The sequence below is a fragment of the Tunturiibacter lichenicola genome (assembly GCF_051013355.1).
GTDB lineage: Bacteria > Acidobacteriota > Terriglobia > Terriglobales > Acidobacteriaceae > Edaphobacter > Edaphobacter lichenicola_F.
Genome location: NZ_CP132944.1, coordinates 4,123,615 through 4,142,341, shown reverse-complemented (window position 1 = coordinate 4,142,341; position 18,727 = coordinate 4,123,615). Strand labels below are relative to the sequence as shown.

The window sequence follows — 18,727 nt, the reverse complement described above, 5'->3', positions numbered from 1 at the left end:
TCCGAATAGCGACTTGCCAAGACAAATATCAACAAGTGAGACAGCGGAGCGATGGTCCCGATTCTCTAATATGCTCGCCCACTGATTTATGATTCCCGCTGATACCGATCCTAAGGCGGGCTTGCATGAAGTTTCGATTCTTTGCGTTATTCACGTTCTTTACCACCCTTCTCCCCGCCCAGCAGCAGACCCTCCGCCCGCCCGCGACTCCGCTCATCACCCACAACCCCTACTTCTCCATATGGTCGAACACAGACAAGCTCACCGACTCCGATACCGTCCACTGGACCGGCAAACCTCAGCCCATCACCGGCCTCCTTCGCGTCGATGGCCACACTATTCGCTTCATGGGCGAGCGTCCACGCCAGCTCCCCGCCATGCAGCAAACCGCGCATACGATAACGCCGACGCATACGCGGTACAGCTTCACAAGTGGTGGTGTCCAGCTCGACCTGACGTTTTTCACTCCGACGATCCTCTCGGACCTGGAAGTTCTCTCCCGCACAGTCACTTACATCAGCTTCACCACAAAGTCGATCGACGGCAAACCTCATCACGACGTGTCGATCCTGCTCGATGTCGATCCGATCATCGCGGTGAACGCTGCTGGTGAAGCCGTTACTTACTCGCGTAACCAGACAGAGACGCAGACCGTGCTTTCCGTCGGCTCCCGCGACCAGCACATCCTCAACCGCGCCGGCGACGACCTCCGCATCGACTGGGGTTACTTCCACCTCTCCGTACCCAACGACGAAGAGTCCGCGTCGGCCATCGTGCGCGATACGTCTGCCTCTGCGGACGGCGCCTTCGTCTCCACCGGCCTTCTCCCCAAAGCCGACGATATGGACGCGTCCCCCATTGTCGGTCGCGGCGACGCCCATCTCGCAACCGAACTCATCCTCCACACGGTCGCGGACCAGCCGGTCACTCGCCACCTCCTCGTCTCGTACACCGAGGGCTTCGCTATCCAGTACCTCCAGCGCAACCTGCGCCCCTGGTGGCAGCGCAACGGTCTATCCGTGGCAGCCATGCTCGACACCGCAGAGCGCGAGATGCCCGCGCTCGAAAGACGCGGCAACGAACTCGACACTAACCTTACCGCCGACCTCACCCGCGTCGGAGGAGCCAGCTACGCCGACCTTTGCATCCTTGCCTACCGCCAGGCGTGGGCAGCGCATGGCTTCGTCGCGGACCTGGACGGCCAGCCTCTGGTGTTCGGAAAGGAAAACTTCTCGAACGGTTCGATCGCCACCGTTGACGTTCTCTACCCTGCGTCCCCGTTCTTCCTTCTGTTCAACCCAGTCCTGCTTGAAGCTGAGCTCCGTCCTCTTCTGGAGTACACCGCTCTTCCTAACCGCTGGCGCTTTCCCTTTGCGCCGCACGACCTCGGCACCTATCCCCTCGCCAACGGTCAGACCTACGGCGGCGGCGAGGCAACCGAAGAGGACCAGATGCCCGTTGAAGAGTCCGGCAACATGCTCCTCATGATCGATGCCGTCGCTCGTTCCGAAGGCAAAACTGACCTCGCCGCCCAGTTCTGGCCGAAACTCACCCAGTGGGCCAACTTCCTCAAAGAGCATGGCCTGGATCCCGAGAACCAGCTCACGACCGACGACTTCGCGGGTCACGTCACACACAACGCGAACCTTGCCCTGAAGGCAATAGACGCGCTTGAGGCTTACGCCGATCTAGCCAGGCTTCTGGGCAAGAACGATGTGGCACGCGGCTTCTCGAAGACTGCTCATGAGTATGCCCTCAAGTGGATCGATCTCGACAAGGAAGGCGACCACTACAAGATCGCGTATGACTCCGCCAACACCTGGAGTCAGAAGTACAACCTCGTCTGGGATCAGCTACTCGGCTACAACCTCTTTCCACCTTCCGTCCGCGAAAGCGAAATCGCATTCTATAAGACGAAGCTCAACAAGTACGGTCTCCCGCTCGATAGCCGCGCCGACTACACCAAGCTCGATTGGTCGATCTGGACCGCCACCCTTGCCTCTAACCCGGCCGACTTCAACGCCATTATGGATCCCATCGCCCTCTGGGTAAATGAGACTCCTACCCGCGTCCCCTTGACAGACTGGTACGACACCAAAAACGGGAAGCAAATCGGTTTCCAGGCTCGTTCCGTCGTCGGCGGCGTCTTCATCAAAGCACTTTCCGACAAAGAACTCGCCAGCAAGTGGCGCGCACAGGCTCAACTGACCGGAAGGTAATGTGTACGGAACAAAACTTATAAAGGTCATTGGCTCGGGTTCATCGATGTCGAGCCACGTCGATCGAAGACTCCTTCGGTTTCGACACATTTGATGTGAGGTATCGCGAGACACATGGGTATTGCCTGCTAAGACGACTGACTAGCGCGTGGCGGCTGCGAGGGGTTTGGCGGCTAACATCTCTTCTTCGATCCAGGCGTAGGTCTTGGCGAGGCCTTCGCGAAGTTTGATCGAGGGTGCCCAGTTGAGCTTCTGCTGGATGAGCGTGTTGTCGCTGTTGCGGCCGTTGACGCCCTTGGGTGCGTCGAGCTTGTAGTTGCGCTTGAGCTTGATGCCGGCGATGTCTTCGGCGATGTCGACGAGCTGGTTGATGGTGACGAGTTCGTCGGAGCCGAGGTTGAGTGGCTCGTGGATCTCGCTCTCAGCGATCATCTGCGTGCCCTTGGTGCAGTCGTCGATGTACATGAAGGAGCGGGTCTGTTTGCCGTCGCCCCAGATCTCGATCTCGTGTTTGCCGGAGTGCTTGGCCTCGATGACCTTGCGGCAGACGGCAGCGGGAGCCTTTTCGCGGCCGCCGGTCCATGTGCCGAGAGGGCCGTAGACGTTGTGGTAGCGGGCGACGCGGGACTGCAGGCCGTAGTCCTCTTCGAAGTGGCGGCACATGCGCTCGGAGAAGAGTTTCTCCCAGCCGTAGCCGTCTTCGGGAAGCGCGGGGTAGGCATCTTCTTCTTTGAGAGCGACGACGTTGGGGTTGGTCTGCTTTTCGGCGTTGTAGACGCAGGCGGAGGAGGAGTAGAAGAAGCGCTCGACACCCTTGTCGCGTGCGGCCATGATCATGTGGGTGTTGGTGAGGACGCTCAACATGCAGAGGGCCTTGTTGTTTTCGATGAAGCCCATGCCACCCATGTCGGCGGCGAGCTGGAAGATGACGTTGGCGCCAGCGGCTGTCCTGAGGCAGCTGTCTTTGTCCTTCAGGTCGAGCTGGAGGCTTTCGACGTCTTTGGAGGCCTGGTACCACTCGTCGATGGGTTTGATGTCGACGGCGCGGATGACCTCGACGCCATTGCTAAGCAGGCTCTGTACGAGATGGCCGCCGATGAATCCGCCGGCACCACAGACGACTGCTTTTTGTCCTTTGAGCTTCATTCGAGGGAGGGCTCCTTTGAGTCTTTCGCTATGTAATTTGTTGCACTGATTTGGGTTATCCAGTACAGCGTCCGGCGAATCCAGCCTGCCTGTCTTAAGTATAGCTGGCAGGGGGTTTCGGGGAAATGCACCATTTGGGACATGCGGATTTGATGCCACACAGTTGCAGGAGTGGCGCCATAGGGACGGATAAAGCCCGAGGAACGGCTTCTCCCAAAGACGGCCTCGGCGGCGCGATCTAGTGACGATTTCGATTGTGAGGGGAGACTTCCTGAATCAGCCAAAAGAGAAAGGCTGTGGACAGACCGAAGAGCAGCCATCCGTCGAGCGCTTCGATCGGCCCCATCAGGCGCCAGCGGTCTTCGAGATAGAGGTTTCGATGCCCGTAGGTTGTCAGGGCGCCGAGCGAATAGAGCATTGCGTCCTTGAAATCCGGCAGAGCGCCGTTGAGACAGTAGGCTGCGGCCCAGATGCCCGCTTCGATCCCGTGCAAACAGGTTGCGAGGAGAGTCATCGCTCCTACCACCAGTGCGGATCCAACGGTCGCTCGTCGGGGTTCCCTTAAGTCAGCGTGAAACTGGATAGCCTTTGAGCTGATGAAGCCGAGGCCCAGGACATGGAAGATCACAGTGATTACGATCAAGGGACAGCCCCATACCCAATCGACGCTCCAGGGGGCACGAATATCGGAGAGAAAGACAAGAGCGGCTAACGCGATACTCATCCAGACCTTCCTTCTTCTTGTGAGCAAAAACAAGTGGGAGCAAGTTCCATCGCTGCTTTGGCAAGAGCTTTTCGACAACTGAGAGTACTGGGAATCACTGGGCTTGCAGGAACTCCCGATGACTATGTTTTTCGTAATGAACTACCAAGAGTACCTTGGCGTTCCAAGAGCGTGGAACTCGCAGAAGTACTAGGGACGTGGCTCGAATATGAATGTACGGGTGCGGCGGAGGAGGATTCGCCGTCACTGGACGCATCATCATGGCCATGGCCAGCTAGGAGTTTTTTTAGTTTTGTAACTGAGATAATTACAAAATTAGATAATTGACGGCGGTTGAGCCATACGAAAGACCGGAGTCTTTTATAGTTCGCTTCTCCGTGCGGAATTCTATGTCAACGACTGCTTACTGTCTCGGCGAGATTTGCATACTGTTGCTCGGGGGTATCGGCGTCTGGCTTGTGAAGCAGATCGATGACGGCCTGGTAGAGGTGGTTGCGGGTGTCGAAGCGATCGGCGGCGCGGATGACGTAGCGGACGACGATGTCGATGCCGGAGGCGGCGGGGCGCATGTCGACTGAAGGCGTGGCTTTGAATTGGTTGAGGCCATTCTGGCCGGTGGTCTGCCACTCCTGCTTGGCAAGGTTGGCGTCTTTTTCTGTCTGTTCGAGGACGACTTTGTGGATGGCTTCTATGATCCTGTAGCTGTCGGCGTTGGCGGGGATGTTGACGCTGATCTCGTCCCACATCCACTGACCGGTGGTAGAGAAGTTGAAGTATTGACCGGTGACGGCGAAGTTGTTGATGAAGGTGACGCGACGGCCGGTGGGGTGGCCTTTTGCCGTCCAGTTGCCGGTTTCGAGCAGCGAGGTGCGGAAGAGGCCGATCTCGAGGACCTCGCCGCCGACGCCGTTGATCTCGACCCAGTCGCCGACGCGGATGCCGTTTTTGCCCATGAGAATGAACCAGCCGAAGAAGGCGAGGATGAAGTCCTGGAAGACGACGGTGAGGCCAGCGGTGGCGAGACCGAGGATGGTTGGGACCTGACTGGGCGCTCCGAAGACGACGAGAAGAATCACGATCAGCGTGACGAATTGAATGGCGAGGATCGCGATGGTGCGGAGGGTGTGGAGGCGGCGGCGATCCATGGTGGAGCGTTCGAGGAGCTTGCGCGCCGCAGTTGCGAGAAGGACGCCGAGGAGGATGAGGAAGCAGATGGTAGAGAGCGATTGCAGCGCGAGGTGAGCGACGATGCTGTGTTGAAGCTGGACCTGAGCGAGCCACTTGGCGTAGACGGTGGAGAGTTGTTGCTGGGTCTGGAGCTGGTCTTCGACGATGCCGTGCATCTGCGAGAGGGAGTGAGCCTGAGCCATGAGGGCGACGCGGCTTTGGACCGTGCTGGCGGGAGCATCGGAGCCGACCGAGGCTGTTGCAGCGGCGGCTCTCTTTTCGAAGTCGGCGTGTTTTGCGGTGAGGGTTGCGATGTCGGAGTCGGTCTGTGCTTTGGCCTGGCGGATAAGCGCCATGCGGCTGCGCTGATCGAGCCAGGCGGAGGCTCGGCCGTAGAAGGTGCCGTAGCGACGAGCGGAGAGGACGCCGATCTGGCCGCCGCTGTTGGCCTGTGAGGCTTCGTACTTCTTCATGGCGGCCTGGCGGGCGTTAAGCTCCTGCTGGATCTGGCCGCGCTTGTCGCCGCTGGCGCGAGAGAACTGCTCGGTGGCGTCGGCGAGTTCGTCACTGTCGAGTTGGAGCTGGGCCTTGGCGATGTCGAGGTCGTCGGAGGCGGCGATTGCGCCATTCGGTTGCTTCAGGGACGCGGTGAGGGCATCTACCTTGGCCTGATCTTCTTTGACGAGGGATTGGAGTTGGGTAACTTTCTGCTGGAGGACGAGAGTGTCTCCGGTGAGGGTGCGAGCCTGTTGCGCCGACTGACGGAGGGCGAAGGCGAAGGACTGGTCTATTTCGTGGTCGGCGAGGCGTTCGGCCTCGTGGGCGAGGGACTGCTCTTCGGCGGAGACGGCGAGGGGTGCGAGGGACTCGATGGTCTGCCAGGGGCTCTGGTCGACGAGGTTATTGGTCCCATAGGAGTTGCCCCTGGAGTGCAGGAACGGCATGTGCGTCATGGCACCGCGCGTCCACCATGTCGCCACAAGGCAGAGGAGGAAGATGGCGGCGGGGAGGGCAACGGCGAGGCGGCGAAGATCCTTCATGCTTCAACCCTACATGTTCGGCGAGTTAGCTCCAACGTACCGTTTGGGTCATTGCGCGAGGCAGGATGCGGCGGTTTGCTATATCTGTTGCAGATACAGGTCTTATTTCGAATGTGCGTTCATAACGATTCGATGTGATCCAAGCCGGGGCAATTTCGGTCGAGCGATCCTTCGTAATCGGAATTTAACAGTGCGCGGATCAGCGCAGGAGTAGTTTCACCTTAGTTCAATATTCCCGGGAGATAGAGTTGACGAATACGCAAGAGGTTCCCTTTCGTTGTGACGTAGAAGCTTCGACCGAAGACGGCATTAAGGTGACAACTGTTCGATGCCATGGCCGTTTGATCAACCAGACGGCTGGTGAAGTAAAAGACATTGTGAAGCCCTTGATCCCTCAGGGCGGGACCATCGTGATCGATCTGAAAGACGTGACCTTTCTCGACAGTCTCGGGTTGGGGACGCTCGTTGGGTTGAAGGTTTCGGCGATCAACGAAGGTTTCTGCACGTTGAAGCTGGAGAACCTGTCGCCACGCATCCAGGAGCTGGTGAAGCTTACGAGTCTTACGAAGCTGTTTTCGTCTTAGACTACAGTTCTCAGATGGACGGGCTTCCATGTCTCCGGGTCCAGTGTGGATGTAGGATTCAGGTGTGAGTTCTGAAGCAAACGCTGAGGTTGTACCTGGACGGTCAATTGCGGGAGCGGTGAGGAGACAGCCGCTGGCGGCAGTGGGGATCGCGCTGCTGGCGGTTTTTGTGTTGTGTGCGGTGTTTGCGCCGTGGCTGGCTCCGCAAGATCCGGCGCGACTGGATCTGACAGGCAGGCTGATGGGGCCTTCGGCGGCACATTGGTTTGGGACGGATGAGTTGGGGCGGGATATTCTTTCTCGAACGCTCTTTGGAGCGAGGATCTCGCTTATTGTGGCCGTGAGTGTTGTGGGTTTGTCGCTGGCGGTTGGGCTGGTGGCTGGCGGGCTGGCGGGATTTTATGGCGGGTGGACCGATACGGTGGTGAATATCTATGTGATGAATGCGTTTCTGGCGCTGCCGGGGATTTTGCTGGCGATTGCGTTTGTCGCGTTCATGGGGCCGGGGCTGTTCAATGTGATTCTAGCGCTGGCGATCTCGGGTTGGGTGGGGTATGCGCGGCTGGTGCGGGCGCAGGTGATGACGGTGAAGGAGCGGGAGTTTGTGGAGGCAGCGCGGGCGCTTGGTGCGAGCGACCTGCGGGTGATGACGCGGCATATCCTGCCGAATATTCTGCAGCCGCTGATTGTGCAGGCCGCGATTGGTATGGCGGGAGCGGTGCTGGCGGAGGCTACGTTGAGCTTTCTGGGGCTGGGCGTTCCGCCGCCTACGGCTAGTTGGGGATCGATGCTGAATGACGCGCGGTCGCATCTGTTTGATTCGCCGCATCTGGTGTTCTTTCCGGCGGTGGCGGTGATGCTTTGTGTGCTCTCGTTCAACTTTATTGGAGATGCGCTGCGTGATTATCTTGATCCGCGGACGAGGCTTGGAGCTGGGATGTAAACGGGGTTTTAAGCGGGTTGGGGGGTTATCGGATATGCTTGGCCTTGGAACTGAGAGGCAACTTCAATGCGCAAGAGTATCGTTTCACCTTCGGCTACAGCGGTAACACCAATCAGCGATCAGTGGCGTGATTTGGAGCGAATTGCGCGGGTGGAGATCAGCTCCGAGGATGAGCAGTTTCCGATTGAACAGGCGTTGGGCAAGAAGGCGACGACGGGATGGAAGGCCGCAGAGACTGGGCCACAGTTGATCCGGCTGCATTTTGATGAGCCGCTCACGATCAAGCGGTTGCATCTGCATTTTGTTGATCAGGCTTCGGAGCGGTCGCAGGAGTTTGCAGTGTTTGCTGGCGCGGGTGCGGAGTTGAAGGAAGTGGTGCGGCAGCAGTGGTCGTTTTCGCCGCAGGGTTCGACCGAAGAGATTGAAGATTACACGGTTGATCTGAAGGGCGTGACGACGTTCGAGCTGCGGATCGATCCGGATCGAAGCCACGATCCGAAGCAGAGCCATGAGTATGCTTCGTTGCAGAGTTTGAAGCTGGCTTAGACGCAACGACAACGAAATACGGGGTCTCTCCACTGCGGCGGCAAAGTGCGCCGCCTTCGGTCGAGATGACGTATTTTTACACTCGAGGAAGATCGGCTAATGTTGATTGGGGTGATCTCGGATACGCATGGGTTGTTGCGGCCGGAGGCTTTGGCTGCGCTGCGTGGGGTGGAGCATATTCTGCACGCAGGCGATGTGGGGGATGTTGCGATCCTCGATGCGCTGCGGGAGACTGCTCCGGTGACAGCCATTCGTGGGAATGTGGATGTGTCTGGCGTTTGTGCGGAGTTGCCTGCAACCGATGTGGTGGAGTTAGGTGGCCAGCTGTTTTATCTGGTGCACTCGGTGCATGATCTGGATATCAATCCTAAAGCGGCTGGGGTGGCGATAGTGGTGAGCGGGCACTCGCATAAGTCTTCGGTGACGGTGAAGGATGGCGTAGTTTATTTCAATCCTGGGAGTGCTGGGCCGCGGAGATTTTCGTTGCCGATTACGGTGGGGTTTGTGACTGTTGAGGACGGGGTTGAGGCTACTGTGCGGGAGTTGGTGGTTGGGTGAGGAGCAGTTTGCACGCTCGCTTGCATAAGCATTTTGGATAGGACTCATTGTTTCAGTCACTCATTGGACATGAACCCTTCTCCACCGTCCGTCGAGGGTTTGCGTGGCGCTGTCTGAGGGCGACTTTTAGATGAGCGTTAGGGACAGACAACAACCAAGGCAAATGCGGGGGTCCTTCCCCTTCGACTTCGCTCAGGGTCAGGATGACAACTTTTCCTGTGGACGTAATCCTTGTTGCTTATCCATCCACGCGACCCTAATTCGTGTCGAAGTGGACGGAGTCGAGGATCTTCTGCATGCGATGGCGGACGGCGTCGAGTTCGTGGGGTGTTATGTCTTGTACTCCGCTGACGTCGCCGCCGCAGAAGGTGTTGATGACGGCGTCGAAGCGATAGCAGGCGTTGTTGCGTGGCGTGGTGTAGATCTCGTCGCGGGATTCGGTGCATATGCCGCCGTGCTCGTCGTAGCCGTGAGTGAAGGGCAGGCCGCCGATCTCGGCTGTCGATGCGGTGCGTGGAGCCTGGGCGGTGGCCTGGGCGCTGCACTCGGCTGGCGTGACGTGTGGCGTGACGCTGAAGTAGAAGAGCGCGCCGCTGAAGGTGGAGTTGGGGTGGGGGTTGAAGTCGATACTGGCGACAGCGCGCAACTGAGTGGTGTGGGCGATGGTGCGGGCGTCGAGGTTGAAGGTGCTGACCTCGGCGTCTTTGCGGGTGACGTCCCAGGCGGCTGGGACGGTGAAGGAGACGCCGTACCGGGCGTCGTGGAAGGGATGAGCCGGGGGCATGGTGGGTTCGATCGCCGGGGGCTTGGAGCGGAGCAAAGGCGGGACTGGCTCGGTTTTGACCTGTGCGGAGGCGACAGCGGTGGCAGCGATGGTCAGCAGGGCGATCGTTGTGCAAAACGACACGGGGTAGGGTCTCATGCGTCCTTCTCGGTTACCGTTATTCACCGCGCATGCGCGGATTGGCTACAGTGTAGGCGATGTCGGTGAGGAGATTCACTCCCACATAAGTTAGCCCTACAGCCAAGATACAGCCTTGAACTAAAGCGTAGTCACGGTTGGAGATGGCGGACAAGGTGAGACGGCCGATGCCGGGCCAGCTGAAGATGGTTTCCGTGACGATGGCTCCGGCGAGCAGGCTGCCGAACTGGAGGCCGACGACGGTCAGGACCGGAATGAGGGCGTTACGGAGGGCATGACGGTAGATTACGGCGTTTTCCGTAAGACCTTTGGCTCGGGCGGTGCGGATGTAGTCCTGGTTTAGCTCTTCGAGCATCGCGGTGCGGACCATGCGGGTGAGGATGGCTGCGAGCGACAGACCTAACGTTACTGCCGGGAGGATGAGGTGAAGCAGGAAGCTCGCGGGATCGCCGTTCCCTGCTCCTGAGACCGGGAGCCAGCCCAAATAGATGGAGAAGAAGAGGATGAGGATCGGGCCGAGTGCGAAGTTGGGAAAGGATAGACCGACGAGTGAGACGACGCCTAGGGTGCGGTCCTGCCAGCGGTTGCGATGGAGAGCCGACCAGACGCCAGCGGGGATCGATACCACGATGCCGATGAGCAGGGCCGCGACGGTGAGGGCGAGGGTGTAGGGGTAGCGCTGAAGGACAAGGTGGGTGACGGAGTCGTGGAGGCGCAGGGATTGGCCGAGATCCGCGTGAAGGATTCCGTGCCAGTAGTGGCTGTACTGCTGGCTGAGCGGCGCGTCGAGTCCGTAGGAGTGGCGGAGAGATGCGATGTCGGAGGCGGTCGCTCCCTCGCCGAGCATCTGGACGATGGGATCGCCGGGTACGAGATGGATGAGGAGGAAGACGACGGAGACGACAACCCAGAGGACTGGGAGGGTGATCAGGATGCGTCGTACGGGGCGCCACAGGCTCGCTACAGACGAGCGTGAGCTTTTTTGCGCTGGCACCTGATGTGGCGCCTCGTCGGGCAAGATGCGAGGGTTCACTTCGCTCAGAGTGACACCTTTTTCCGGGCTGACTGCGAGGTTTTCATTGGATCGCTTCCCTGCTGTCGACTTCGTCGGCGGGTTCTGTTTGCGGGGCGGCGACGTCTTCTACGATGACGCGGCTGATGCGGTGACCGGACATCTCTGCGACCTCGTAGCGCCGGCCGCCGTGCTCGATACTCTCGCCGACGGTGGGAATGTGACCCAGGTTGGCGAGGAGAAAGCCAGCGAGGGTTTCAACTCCGGCTTCGCGGGGGAAGGTCCAGTGGAGTTGGTTGCCGAGGTCGCGAAGGGTCGTGCTGCCGTCGAGCGACATGGCTCCGGTGGTGCTTAGGAGAGGCGATTTGCTGACGTCGAACTCGTCCTCGAGCTCACCAACGATCTGTTCGAGGACGTCTTCAGCAGTGACCAGGCCTACGGTGCTGCCGAACTCATCGACGACGATGGCGATGTGTCGGCGGCGCTCCTGAAACTCCTGCAGGAGCTCGATGGCGAGTTTCGTCTCGGGGACCACGGTGAGCTCGCGCATGACCTGGCGGAGGGTGAGGCCGGACTCGCCTTTGCCGCCGAGGGAGAGCGCGACGGTGCGGAAGTGCATGAGGCGGGAGATGTCTTTGGAGTAGACGATGCCGATGATGTGCTCGTGACCTGCGGCGGGGTCGTAGACGGGGACGCGGGAGTGCTGCTCTTCGACGATGCGGGCGGAGGCCTGCTGGAGAGGCATGTCGGCGGGAAGGGAGAAGATGTTGCCGCGGGGAGTCATGATCTCGCGGACGGTGACGTGGTTGAGCTCGATGGCGCGGTGGATGATCTCTTCCTGAAAGACCGGGAGGAGGCCCATGCGGCGGGTGGCGGTAGCGATGAGCTTCAGCTCTTCCGGGGAGTGGACGGCGCCTTCGCCGCGCAGAGGGGCGCGGAAGAGCCTGAGGACGATGGCCGCTGAGGTGTTCATCAGGCGCACGATGGGGCGGGTGATGCGGATGAAGACGTCCATCGGGCCAGCGACGGCAAGGGCGATGCGCTCGGCACGCTGGAGCGCGAGGGACTTCGGGACGAGTTCACCGAGGAGCACTTCGAAGTAAGTGATCAACGAGAAGGAGATGATGACGGCGAGGGTGTGGGCGTAGAGCAGCGAATGGGGCGGGAGGCGGTGCAGCCAGTTCGAGCCAAGGTTGAGGATGATATCGACGACGGCTGGCTCGCCGATCCAGCCGAGGGCGAGGCCGGCGACGGTCACACCAAGCTGGACGGCTGGAAGAAACTCGTCGATGGAGTGTTTTAGTTTGAGGGCGGTGCGGGCGCCGGGTCGGCCAAGGGCGATGAGTTGCTGGATGCGGGTCTCGCGGACGCTGACCAGGGCGAACTCGGCAGCCACGAAGAAGCTGCTGGCCAGAATGAAAAAGGCCACCATGATCACGCGAAAGAGCATCCACTCAAGCATTAAGGCTTGAGTTTATCAGGGCTGATTTCAGGGGGTTTTGAGGGGTAATTGCGGCGCTCCGCTGTGTGGCGAGCAGACGAAACGGCCCGGCGAGATGAACTCGATCCGGGCCGTTCGATGTGTCCCCAAATAAGTACAACTGGCGCTTAGGCCAAAACTTTATTCACAGACTTGTCGATGGTGTCCTTGGGGACGAACCCGACGATCTGCTCCGCAACCTTGCCATCCTTGAAGATGAGCAGGGCGGGGATGCCGCGGATGCCATAACGCATCGGGGTGGCCGTGTTGGAGTCAACGTCCATCTTCATGACCTTGAGCTTGCCATGATAGTGGGTGGCAACTTCATCGACGACCGGGGCGAGAGCGCGACAAGGACCGCACCAGGCAGCCCAAAAATCTACCAGAACGGGCTCTGCCGACTGGAGAACATCCTTTTCAAAGTTTGCATCGTTTACTTCGGTGACGTACTGTCCTGCCATTTAGCTTCCTCCAGATTGCTCTGCACTTGTTACACCCATCCGGTGCAGCGCAGTCTTCTCAATAATAGATGCAATTCTGAACCAGGAGTTTCAGACCGAAGTTACAGGGTTAAAAAGCAAACGCCCGGACCTCTGATGCAGAGGTCAACGGGCGGCGTAGCAGCCCTCCCCAGAACTGCCCACACGGCTAAGGTACGGAGGTTTTTGCGTTTCGTAAAGAAATCTTAGGTAATACCAATTTAAGTTACCGACTGTACTTTGTTATTAAGTCCTTTTGAGTGTTGGCGGTGGCGGTTTCAGGCTCGAATTGCGCCCGAAGCGATGCGTGTCTGGATGATTTCAAGGGATTGATCTGCCGCGGTCTGGCGGATGATAGCTGGAAGTGCTGGTGCCGACTCCACTTCGGTGATGAGCAGGACGGACGGGCCTGCTCCGCTGAGAGCTACGCCAAGGATTGCGGGATTTTCCGTAAGTGATAGCAGCTGAGGGAGAAGCGGGCACGCTTCCATGCGGTAGGGCTGGTGCAGGCGGTCCTGCATCGCCGCGCGGAGGAGGTCGCCACGCCCTTGAGCGAAGGCAGCTACCAGAAGTGCTGTCGATTGAATGTTGGCGACGGTATCTTCCCGAGAGTAGGTTGCTGGAAGCAGGGCTCGAGCTTTTGGAGTGTCGAGGCTTACAGAGGGCAGTGCCAGAGTGAGGCCCCATGACAAATTTTGACCGCAAGTGGCTGTCACGACTGCATCTTGCTTGACCGCCGATACAGTCATTCCGCCAAAAAAACACGCCGCGACGTTGTCGGGATGACCTTCGCGAGTACAGGCTTCTTCAAGAATCTGTTGGTCGGTCCAATTCAAGCCGCCAAAGTGATTGGCAAGCAGAACTCCCGCTAAAAGCGCGGAGGCACTGGAGCCGCAGCCCATCCCGAGGGGGATCTCATTGTGAAGTTTTAGATGTAATCTGCGGGCCAGAACGCCTGCGTTTGCAAGTACATCGATGTAGGTAGTGAGGATGAGATTGTCTTCGATGCGAGCGCACTGATCGGCATTGCGGCCGGTGGCTACGATATGGAAGTCCTCCGCTGCGCTGGCGTCGATGGTGAGATAGAGAGCCATGGCCAGGCCAAGGGCGTCGAAGCCGGGACCGAGGTTGGCTGAGGTTGCGGGGAGGCGAAGGTGCAGTGGCTTGATTGGACTAGAGATCGGTACGGTCATGCTGGCTGCGGCTGGTTCATGTGCGATTCAAGGGTGCGGAGGACCAGGCTTGGGTCGGCTTCAAGGACGATGGGGGCCTTGCGAAGAGCCGCGTGCTGGATCCGTTCGGCTTGACTAAGCTGGGCGTTTTCAGCGTCGGTGAAGAGCTCGTTGCGATGGTAGTCGATGGTGTAGGCGGAGTCTTTGAGGGTGTGGCCGGTGAGGATGAGGACGACGCGCTCTTCTGGAGTGATTTTTCCGAGAGCGACGAGCTTTTTGAGGCCGGCGAGAGTGACCGCTGAGGCGGGTTCGCAGCCGATTCCCTCTGCACCGATCTCGGCCTTGGCCAAGGCAATCTCCTGCTCCGAGGCCTGCTCGCACCAGCCGCCGAGTTCGTCGATGGCTTTAGCAGCTTTGCGCCAGGAGGCCGGGTTGCCGATGCGGATGGCGGTGGCGCGTGTGTCGGCCGTGACGGGCTTCATCTCCCGGTTGGAGTCGATGAACCAGCGGTAGAGAGGGTTGGCCCCCTCGGCCTGGATGATGCTGATCTTGGGTCTGCGGGGGATCAGCCCGAGCTGGAACATCTCGGAAAAGCCTTTGGCGAGGGCGGCGGAGTTCGCGAGATTTCCGCCTGGGACCACAATGTGTTCGGGGACCTGCCAGTCCATCTGCTCGACCATCTCGAAGGCTGGAGTTTTTTGGCCTTCAAGGCGGTAGGGGTTGACGGAGTTTAAGAGGTAGATTGGGAACTTCTGGACCAGTTCGCCAAGAATTTTTACGCAGCCGTCGAAGTCGGTCTTGAGCTGGATGGTGAGGGCGCCGTAGTCCATCGACTGAGAGAGCTTCCCCCAGGCGATCTTGCCTTCCGGGATGAAGACGATGCTGCGGAGGCCGGCGCGGGCAGCGTAGGCGGCCATGGCGGCGGAGGTGTTGCCGGTGGAAGCGCAGGCGACCCACTCGAAGCCACGCTGCGCGGCGACGGAGAGCGCGGCGGTCATGCCGGTGTCCTTGAAGGACCCGGTAGGGTTCATGCCCTGATGCTTCGCGAGGAGCCAGTCGATACCGGCGGCTTTGGCGCAGCGGGGAAGATCGTAGAGAGGCGTATTGCCCTCGCGCAGGGTGACGACTTTTTCGAGATCGTCGACGATGGGAAGCAGATCGCGGAAGCGCCAGACGCCGGACTGGTCAACCGCCATCGTAGAAGAGCGGCGCTCCTGCCAGAGCCAGCGGAGCGCGCTGGGATTGGGGAGGCGGCTCTCGGGGCTGGTTGGCCCCTCAGACCATGAGTAGAGGACTTCGTAGAGACCATTGCACAGCGGGCAGCGGAAGTTGCTGCTGACTGCGTCATTTTGGATGACGGTAGCGCATTCGGTGCATCTAAGGTGATGTGTTGCTACTTTCATGGTCTCTACTAGCCTATCGTAAAGGGCGGAGTGCGTGCGCTGCCTTTGTGTGCCTTGTGATGTGTTGCGGTTTGATGGTGAGCGGAACGGATGCGTGGGGACAGAAGCAGTTGCGGGTAGCTGCTGCTGCGGATCTTCAGCCTGTGATGCCGGTGTTGGCTCAAGAGTATGAAAAAGCGACTGGAGTGAAGTTGGTGGTGAGCTTCGGGTCTTCGTCGACGCTGGCGACGCAGATTTTGAACGGTGCTCCGATGGATGTCTTTCTCGGTGCTGATTTTACTTATCCGGAGAAGGTTGTCGCGGCAGGATTGGCCGAAGGCTCTGCGCCGATACCGTATGCGAATGGGACGTTGGTGCTGTGGGCACGGAAGGATTCACAGCTACTACCGCTAAGCCTGGAGCGCCTGACCGATCCACGGGTGAAGACGGTTGCGATTGCGAACGAACTGCATGCTCCGTATGGCAGGGCTGCGGCAGAAGCGTTGCGCCGGATGCATATCTACGATGAGGTTGCGCCACACTTTGTCGTTGGGGAGAACATCGCTCAGACGGCACAGTTTGTGGAGTCGGGCAATGCGCAGTTGGGACTGATCTCGCTGACGGCTGCGAGTTCGCAGCACTTCAAGGAGATCGGAACGTATGTGCTGGTACCGACGTCGCAGTATTCGGAGATCCACCAGTGCGCGGTGATCATGAAGAACTCCGACCGAAAGGGGGACGCGCAGGCCTTTCTTGCCTGGATGTTGTCGCCTGCGGTGCAGGGGAAGCTCAGCACGCTTGGGCTGGGTGCTGTGAAGTAGCCGTTTGTTGCGCGCGTCCTCTCAAGTGTCAGTGAGTATCCACACTTGTCATAGACTGGCGCTGTATGGATTTTGAGGCGCTCTGGTTAACGTTGCGGCTGGCCGTGGGGACGACGGCGATTCTGCTGGTGGTTGCACTGCCACTGGCATGGTGGGTGGCTTCAGGACACGGGGCCGGGCGTGCTCTGGTGCAGGCGGTTGTGGCGCTGCCACTGGTGTTGCCGCCCACGGTAATTGGGTTTTATCTGCTGGTCGCGTTGGGGCCAATGACAGCACCTGGGCGTCTGCTGATGCGTGTACTGGGTCATCCGCTGGCATTCAGCTTTGGCGGGCTGCTTGTTGGGTCGATTCTTTATAGCTTGCCTTTTGCGGTGCAGCCGCTGGTGGCTGGATTTCAGGCGGTGGACCGAGGATTTATCGAGGCTGCCGCTGGGTTGGGGGCGCCACCGGCGAAGGTCTTCGTGTCGGTGGTGTTGCCGATGGCACGCGCTTCCCTGCTCACGAGTGCGATTCTCGCGTTTACGCATACGGTCGGCGAGTTCGGCGTGGTGCTGATGCTGGGCGGAAATATTCCGGGAGCGACTCGAACACTTTCGATCTCGCTCTACGATCTGGTTCAGGAAGGAAACTACGCTGCGGCGAATCGGACTGCATTGGTGCTGGTCGCGTTTGCGATTGTCGCCCTGATGGTCATCTATCTTTTACCGAGTGTGCGGAAGACAGATGGAAGGCAGGCTGACATTGTCCGATAAGCTGCCGGAGCATCTGTTGACGGTGGAGATAGAGCATCGAGTGGGAACGGTCTCGCTCAAGTTGAACTTTGTGTTGACGCAGCCGTGGACCGTGCTGTTCGGACCTTCGGGGAGTGGCAAGACAACAGTGTTGAGGGCGATCGCGGGATTCGTACGCCCGGATGCGGGGCGTATCGTCTACGGACCGATGGAGCGGTTGCTGGTGAGCACCAAAGAAGGTGTGTTTATGCCGGCGCACTTGAGACCGGTGCGCAGCGCAGCTCAGGCGGCGAGGTTGTTTCCTAACATGAGCGTGCGGGAGAATGTTCTTTATGGAATGGCTTGGCGCTCGCACCCTGCGGACGAAGAGCAAGTGTTGAACGAAGTCCTCGGACTGATGCGGCTGACGACCCTGGCGGAGCGTGACGTGACAAAACTCAGTGGCGGCGAGCGGCAGAGGGTGTCGGTTGCGCGGGCGATGGCAGCGGCTGTGGCCTTCGACGGTCCGGACAAAGCTTTGCTCCTGCTGGATGAACCATTCGCCGGATTGGACGAGATCTTGAGGGATGATCTTGCGCTGGAGCTCCGTAGCTGGCTGGCACGCTGGAAGGTTCCGGTACTGTCGGTGTCGCATGACGTGGGCGAGTGCTATCTGTTGGCCGCGGATGTTGTCAGGATGGCGGACGGACAGGTGATCGAGCAAGGGCCAGTCGAGGTTGTGCTCGCGGAGGAGCGACGAAGGCTGATGGAGCGGCTCAGGGCTGGATCAACGGCCTAGTTGAACTGGCTCCTGCTCTAACTGGATATGAAAACGTATGTTCACTTCTTGCTGGATAGTGTTGCGCAGATTCTGTATGTCGGCGGCGCTGGCGTTACTCCTGTTGATGAGAGCCAGCGTGTGCCGGGAGGAGATACCGGCGTTGCCGAGTTGAAAACCTTTTGTGAAGCCTGCCTTTTCGAGAAGCCACGCTGCGGGAAGCTTGATGAGAGATGGCCCGGCAGGCCAGTGGGGGATTTTGTCGGCCGGAAGTTGAAGGTTGGTCGCTATATCGGTTAGGACGGATTCGGGGACGACAGGATTTTTGAAGAACGAGCCTGCACTGCGGCAGTCTGCTTCGCCCTCGACGATCAACATTCCCTTGCTGTGACGGATCTCGCGGACGGCGTGGTAGATCTCGATTGGAGTGGGTGACTGGCCCGCAAAGTGGCGTGTGAGATCGGCGTAGGTGAGACGCGGGCTTGCAGTGCGGTTGAAGCGAAAGGTGACCTGAGTGACGATGTAGCGTCCGCGATGCGTGGTGTTGAAGATGCTGCTGCGATAGGCGAAACGGCACTGCTCGTGGCTGAGGGTGACGAAGCAGAGAGTTTCGAGGTCGAGGGCTCGGACTTGCGTTATCGTGTCGGCGACCTCTTGACCATAGGCTCCGACGTTCTGGACAGGCGTGCCGCCGACACTGCCGGGAATGCCGGCGAGGCACTCTACGCCGCTAAAGGACTGCTCGCAGAGGGAGAGGACGAAGGCGTTCCAGTCGGTGCCGGCGGCGGCGGTGACGTCGAGGGTACTGCCTTCTAAGTTTGTCTGGTTTGGTGTGGCGATGGCCATGTGAAGGATCAGGCCATCGAAGCCGCCGTCGCTAACCAGGAGATTGCTGCCGCCGCCAAGGACGAAGAGAGACAGATTGCGCTCGCGGGCGAAGGTGACCGCTTCGAGCAGCTCGGATTCGGCGGTAATTTCGCAGAAAAAACGAGCCGGACCGCCGATGCGGAGGGTGGTGTAAGGAGCCAGCAAGACATGCTCCTG

18 protein-coding genes are annotated in these 18,727 nt (G+C 59.4%); 8 read left to right on the top strand and 10 right to left on the bottom strand.

Translation table 11 applies throughout. From position 1 onward, the window contains the following. The first annotated feature begins 125 nt into the window (after nucleotides 1-125). Nucleotides 126-2,219 carry a glutaminase domain-containing protein gene (locus tag RBB82_RS17375; RefSeq protein ID WP_433972010.1) on the top strand — a complete coding sequence of 698 codons (2,094 nt, stop codon included), beginning with the start codon at nucleotides 126-128 and terminating at the stop codon, nucleotides 2,217-2,219. A 141-nt stretch (nucleotides 2,220-2,360) separates the two neighbouring features. Here RBB82_RS17375 and RBB82_RS17370 read toward each other — a convergent pair whose 3' ends face one another. From RBB82_RS17370 to RBB82_RS17360, 3 genes are all read right to left on the bottom strand, one after another. Next, complete coding sequence (locus tag RBB82_RS17370; protein WP_433972009.1) at nucleotides 2,361-3,365, bottom strand: NAD-dependent epimerase/dehydratase family protein; 1,005 nt, start codon at nucleotides 3,363-3,365, stop codon at nucleotides 2,361-2,363. 238 nt (nucleotides 3,366-3,603) lie between these two features. Next, nucleotides 3,604-4,089: a hypothetical protein gene (locus tag RBB82_RS17365; RefSeq protein WP_433972008.1), complete on the bottom strand. Its 486-nt coding sequence runs from the start codon at nucleotides 4,087-4,089 to the stop codon at nucleotides 3,604-3,606. A 392-nt stretch (nucleotides 4,090-4,481) separates the two neighbouring features. Continuing rightward, nucleotides 4,482-6,296, bottom strand: coding sequence for a mechanosensitive ion channel domain-containing protein (locus RBB82_RS17360; RefSeq protein WP_433972007.1), 1,815 nt, complete (start codon nucleotides 6,294-6,296; stop codon nucleotides 4,482-4,484). A gap of 248 nt (nucleotides 6,297-6,544) precedes the next feature. Here RBB82_RS17360 and RBB82_RS17355 point away from each other — a divergent pair, with 248 nt between their 5' ends. From RBB82_RS17355 to RBB82_RS17340, 4 genes are all read left to right on the top strand, one after another. Continuing rightward, a complete protein-coding gene (locus tag RBB82_RS17355) occupies nucleotides 6,545-6,880 on the top strand; it encodes an STAS domain-containing protein (RefSeq protein ID WP_433972006.1) in 336 nt (111 codons plus the stop codon). 118 nt (nucleotides 6,881-6,998) lie between these two features. After that, entirely contained in the window at nucleotides 6,999-7,823 is an 825-nt protein-coding gene (locus RBB82_RS17350; RefSeq protein ID WP_433975398.1) for an ABC transporter permease, read from the top strand. Nucleotides 7,824-7,889: 66 nt separating this feature from the next. Next, a complete protein-coding gene (locus tag RBB82_RS17345) occupies nucleotides 7,890-8,369 on the top strand; it encodes a hypothetical protein (protein WP_433972005.1) in 480 nt (159 codons plus the stop codon). A 99-nt stretch (nucleotides 8,370-8,468) separates the two neighbouring features. Further along, entirely contained in the window at nucleotides 8,469-8,927 is a 459-nt protein-coding gene (locus tag RBB82_RS17340) for a metallophosphoesterase family protein (RefSeq protein ID WP_433972004.1), read from the top strand. Nucleotides 8,928-9,183: 256 nt separating this feature from the next. On the opposite strand, the gene RBB82_RS17335 is transcribed toward RBB82_RS17340, so the two are convergent. From RBB82_RS17335 to thrC, 6 genes are all read right to left on the bottom strand, one after another. After that, entirely contained in the window at nucleotides 9,184-9,849 is a 666-nt protein-coding gene (locus tag RBB82_RS17335; RefSeq protein WP_433972003.1) for a hypothetical protein, read from the bottom strand. 19 nt (nucleotides 9,850-9,868) lie between these two features. Next, nucleotides 9,869-10,843: an ABC transporter permease gene (locus tag RBB82_RS17330; RefSeq protein WP_433972002.1), complete on the bottom strand. Its 975-nt coding sequence runs from the start codon at nucleotides 10,841-10,843 to the stop codon at nucleotides 9,869-9,871. 82 nt (nucleotides 10,844-10,925) lie between these two features. After that, the gene (locus tag RBB82_RS17325; protein WP_433972001.1) at nucleotides 10,926-12,323 is read right to left on the bottom strand and encodes a hemolysin family protein; all 1,398 of its coding nucleotides are present in this window, start codon (nucleotides 12,321-12,323) and stop codon (nucleotides 10,926-10,928) included. Nucleotides 12,324-12,469: 146 nt separating this feature from the next. Next, nucleotides 12,470-12,802 (bottom strand): thioredoxin, encoded by a 333-nt coding sequence (gene trxA / locus RBB82_RS17320; RefSeq protein ID WP_433972000.1) that lies wholly within the window; start codon nucleotides 12,800-12,802, stop codon nucleotides 12,470-12,472. A 296-nt stretch (nucleotides 12,803-13,098) separates the two neighbouring features. Further along, the gene (gene thrB / locus RBB82_RS17315; protein ID WP_433971999.1) at nucleotides 13,099-14,013 is read right to left on the bottom strand and encodes a homoserine kinase; all 915 of its coding nucleotides are present in this window, start codon (nucleotides 14,011-14,013) and stop codon (nucleotides 13,099-13,101) included. Next, entirely contained in the window at nucleotides 14,010-15,395 is a 1,386-nt protein-coding gene (gene thrC, locus RBB82_RS17310) for a threonine synthase (protein WP_433971998.1), read from the bottom strand. The genes thrB and thrC overlap by 4 nt, the downstream gene beginning before the upstream one ends. 74 nt (nucleotides 15,396-15,469) lie before the next feature. On the opposite strand from thrC, the gene modA reads away from it, so the two are divergent. The 3 genes from modA to RBB82_RS17295 all read left to right on the top strand — a co-directional run bounded on the left by modA (nucleotide 15,470) and on the right by RBB82_RS17295 (nucleotide 17,704). Next, nucleotides 15,470-16,195: a molybdate ABC transporter substrate-binding protein gene (gene modA, locus RBB82_RS17305; RefSeq protein WP_433971997.1), complete on the top strand. Its 726-nt coding sequence runs from the start codon at nucleotides 15,470-15,472 to the stop codon at nucleotides 16,193-16,195. Between the two features lie 65 nt (nucleotides 16,196-16,260). Next, nucleotides 16,261-16,947 carry a molybdate ABC transporter permease subunit gene (gene modB, locus RBB82_RS17300; protein ID WP_433971996.1) on the top strand — a complete coding sequence of 229 codons (687 nt, stop codon included), beginning with the start codon at nucleotides 16,261-16,263 and terminating at the stop codon, nucleotides 16,945-16,947. Continuing rightward, on the top strand, nucleotides 16,937-17,704 hold the full coding sequence (locus tag RBB82_RS17295) for an ATP-binding cassette domain-containing protein (protein WP_433971995.1): 768 nt from the start codon (nucleotides 16,937-16,939) through the stop codon (nucleotides 17,702-17,704). The genes modB and RBB82_RS17295 overlap by 11 nt, the downstream gene beginning before the upstream one ends. On the opposite strand, the gene RBB82_RS17290 is transcribed toward RBB82_RS17295, so the two are convergent. After that, nucleotides 17,693-18,715, bottom strand: a complete 1,023-nt coding sequence (locus tag RBB82_RS17290; RefSeq protein WP_433971994.1) for a UDP-N-acetylmuramate dehydrogenase — start codon at nucleotides 18,713-18,715, stop codon at nucleotides 17,693-17,695. The two genes, RBB82_RS17295 and RBB82_RS17290, sit on opposite strands and share 12 nt — an antisense overlap. Nucleotides 18,716-18,727: the final 12 nt, after the last annotated feature.

Bases quoted from the DNA above. Each gene is read 5' to 3' on its own strand.
- RBB82_RS17375 (WP_433972010.1), top strand. From the start codon at position 126: ATGAAGTTTCGATTCTTTGCGTTATTCACGTTCTTTACCACCCTTCTC.
- RBB82_RS17370 (WP_433972009.1), bottom strand. From the start codon at position 3,365: ATGAAGCTCAAAGGACAAAAAGCAGTCGTCTGTGGTGCCGGCGGATTC.
- RBB82_RS17365 (WP_433972008.1), bottom strand. From the start codon at position 4,089: ATGAGTATCGCGTTAGCCGCTCTTGTCTTTCTCTCCGATATTCGTGCC.
- RBB82_RS17360 (WP_433972007.1), bottom strand. From the start codon at position 6,296: ATGAAGGATCTTCGCCGCCTCGCCGTTGCCCTCCCCGCCGCCATCTTC.
- RBB82_RS17345 (WP_433972005.1), top strand. From the start codon at position 7,890: ATGCGCAAGAGTATCGTTTCACCTTCGGCTACAGCGGTAACACCAATC.
- RBB82_RS17340 (WP_433972004.1), top strand. From the start codon at position 8,469: ATGTTGATTGGGGTGATCTCGGATACGCATGGGTTGTTGCGGCCGGAG.
- RBB82_RS17335 (WP_433972003.1), bottom strand. From the start codon at position 9,849: ATGAGACCCTACCCCGTGTCGTTTTGCACAACGATCGCCCTGCTGACC.
- RBB82_RS17325 (WP_433972001.1), bottom strand. From the start codon at position 12,323: ATGCTTGAGTGGATGCTCTTTCGCGTGATCATGGTGGCCTTTTTCATT.
- trxA (WP_433972000.1), bottom strand. From the start codon at position 12,802: ATGGCAGGACAGTACGTCACCGAAGTAAACGATGCAAACTTTGAAAAG.
- thrB (WP_433971999.1), bottom strand. From the start codon at position 14,013: ATGACCGTACCGATCTCTAGTCCAATCAAGCCACTGCACCTTCGCCTC.
- thrC (WP_433971998.1), bottom strand. From the start codon at position 15,395: ATGAAAGTAGCAACACATCACCTTAGATGCACCGAATGCGCTACCGTC.
- modA (WP_433971997.1), top strand. From the start codon at position 15,470: ATGGTGAGCGGAACGGATGCGTGGGGACAGAAGCAGTTGCGGGTAGCT.
- modB (WP_433971996.1), top strand. From the start codon at position 16,261: ATGGATTTTGAGGCGCTCTGGTTAACGTTGCGGCTGGCCGTGGGGACG.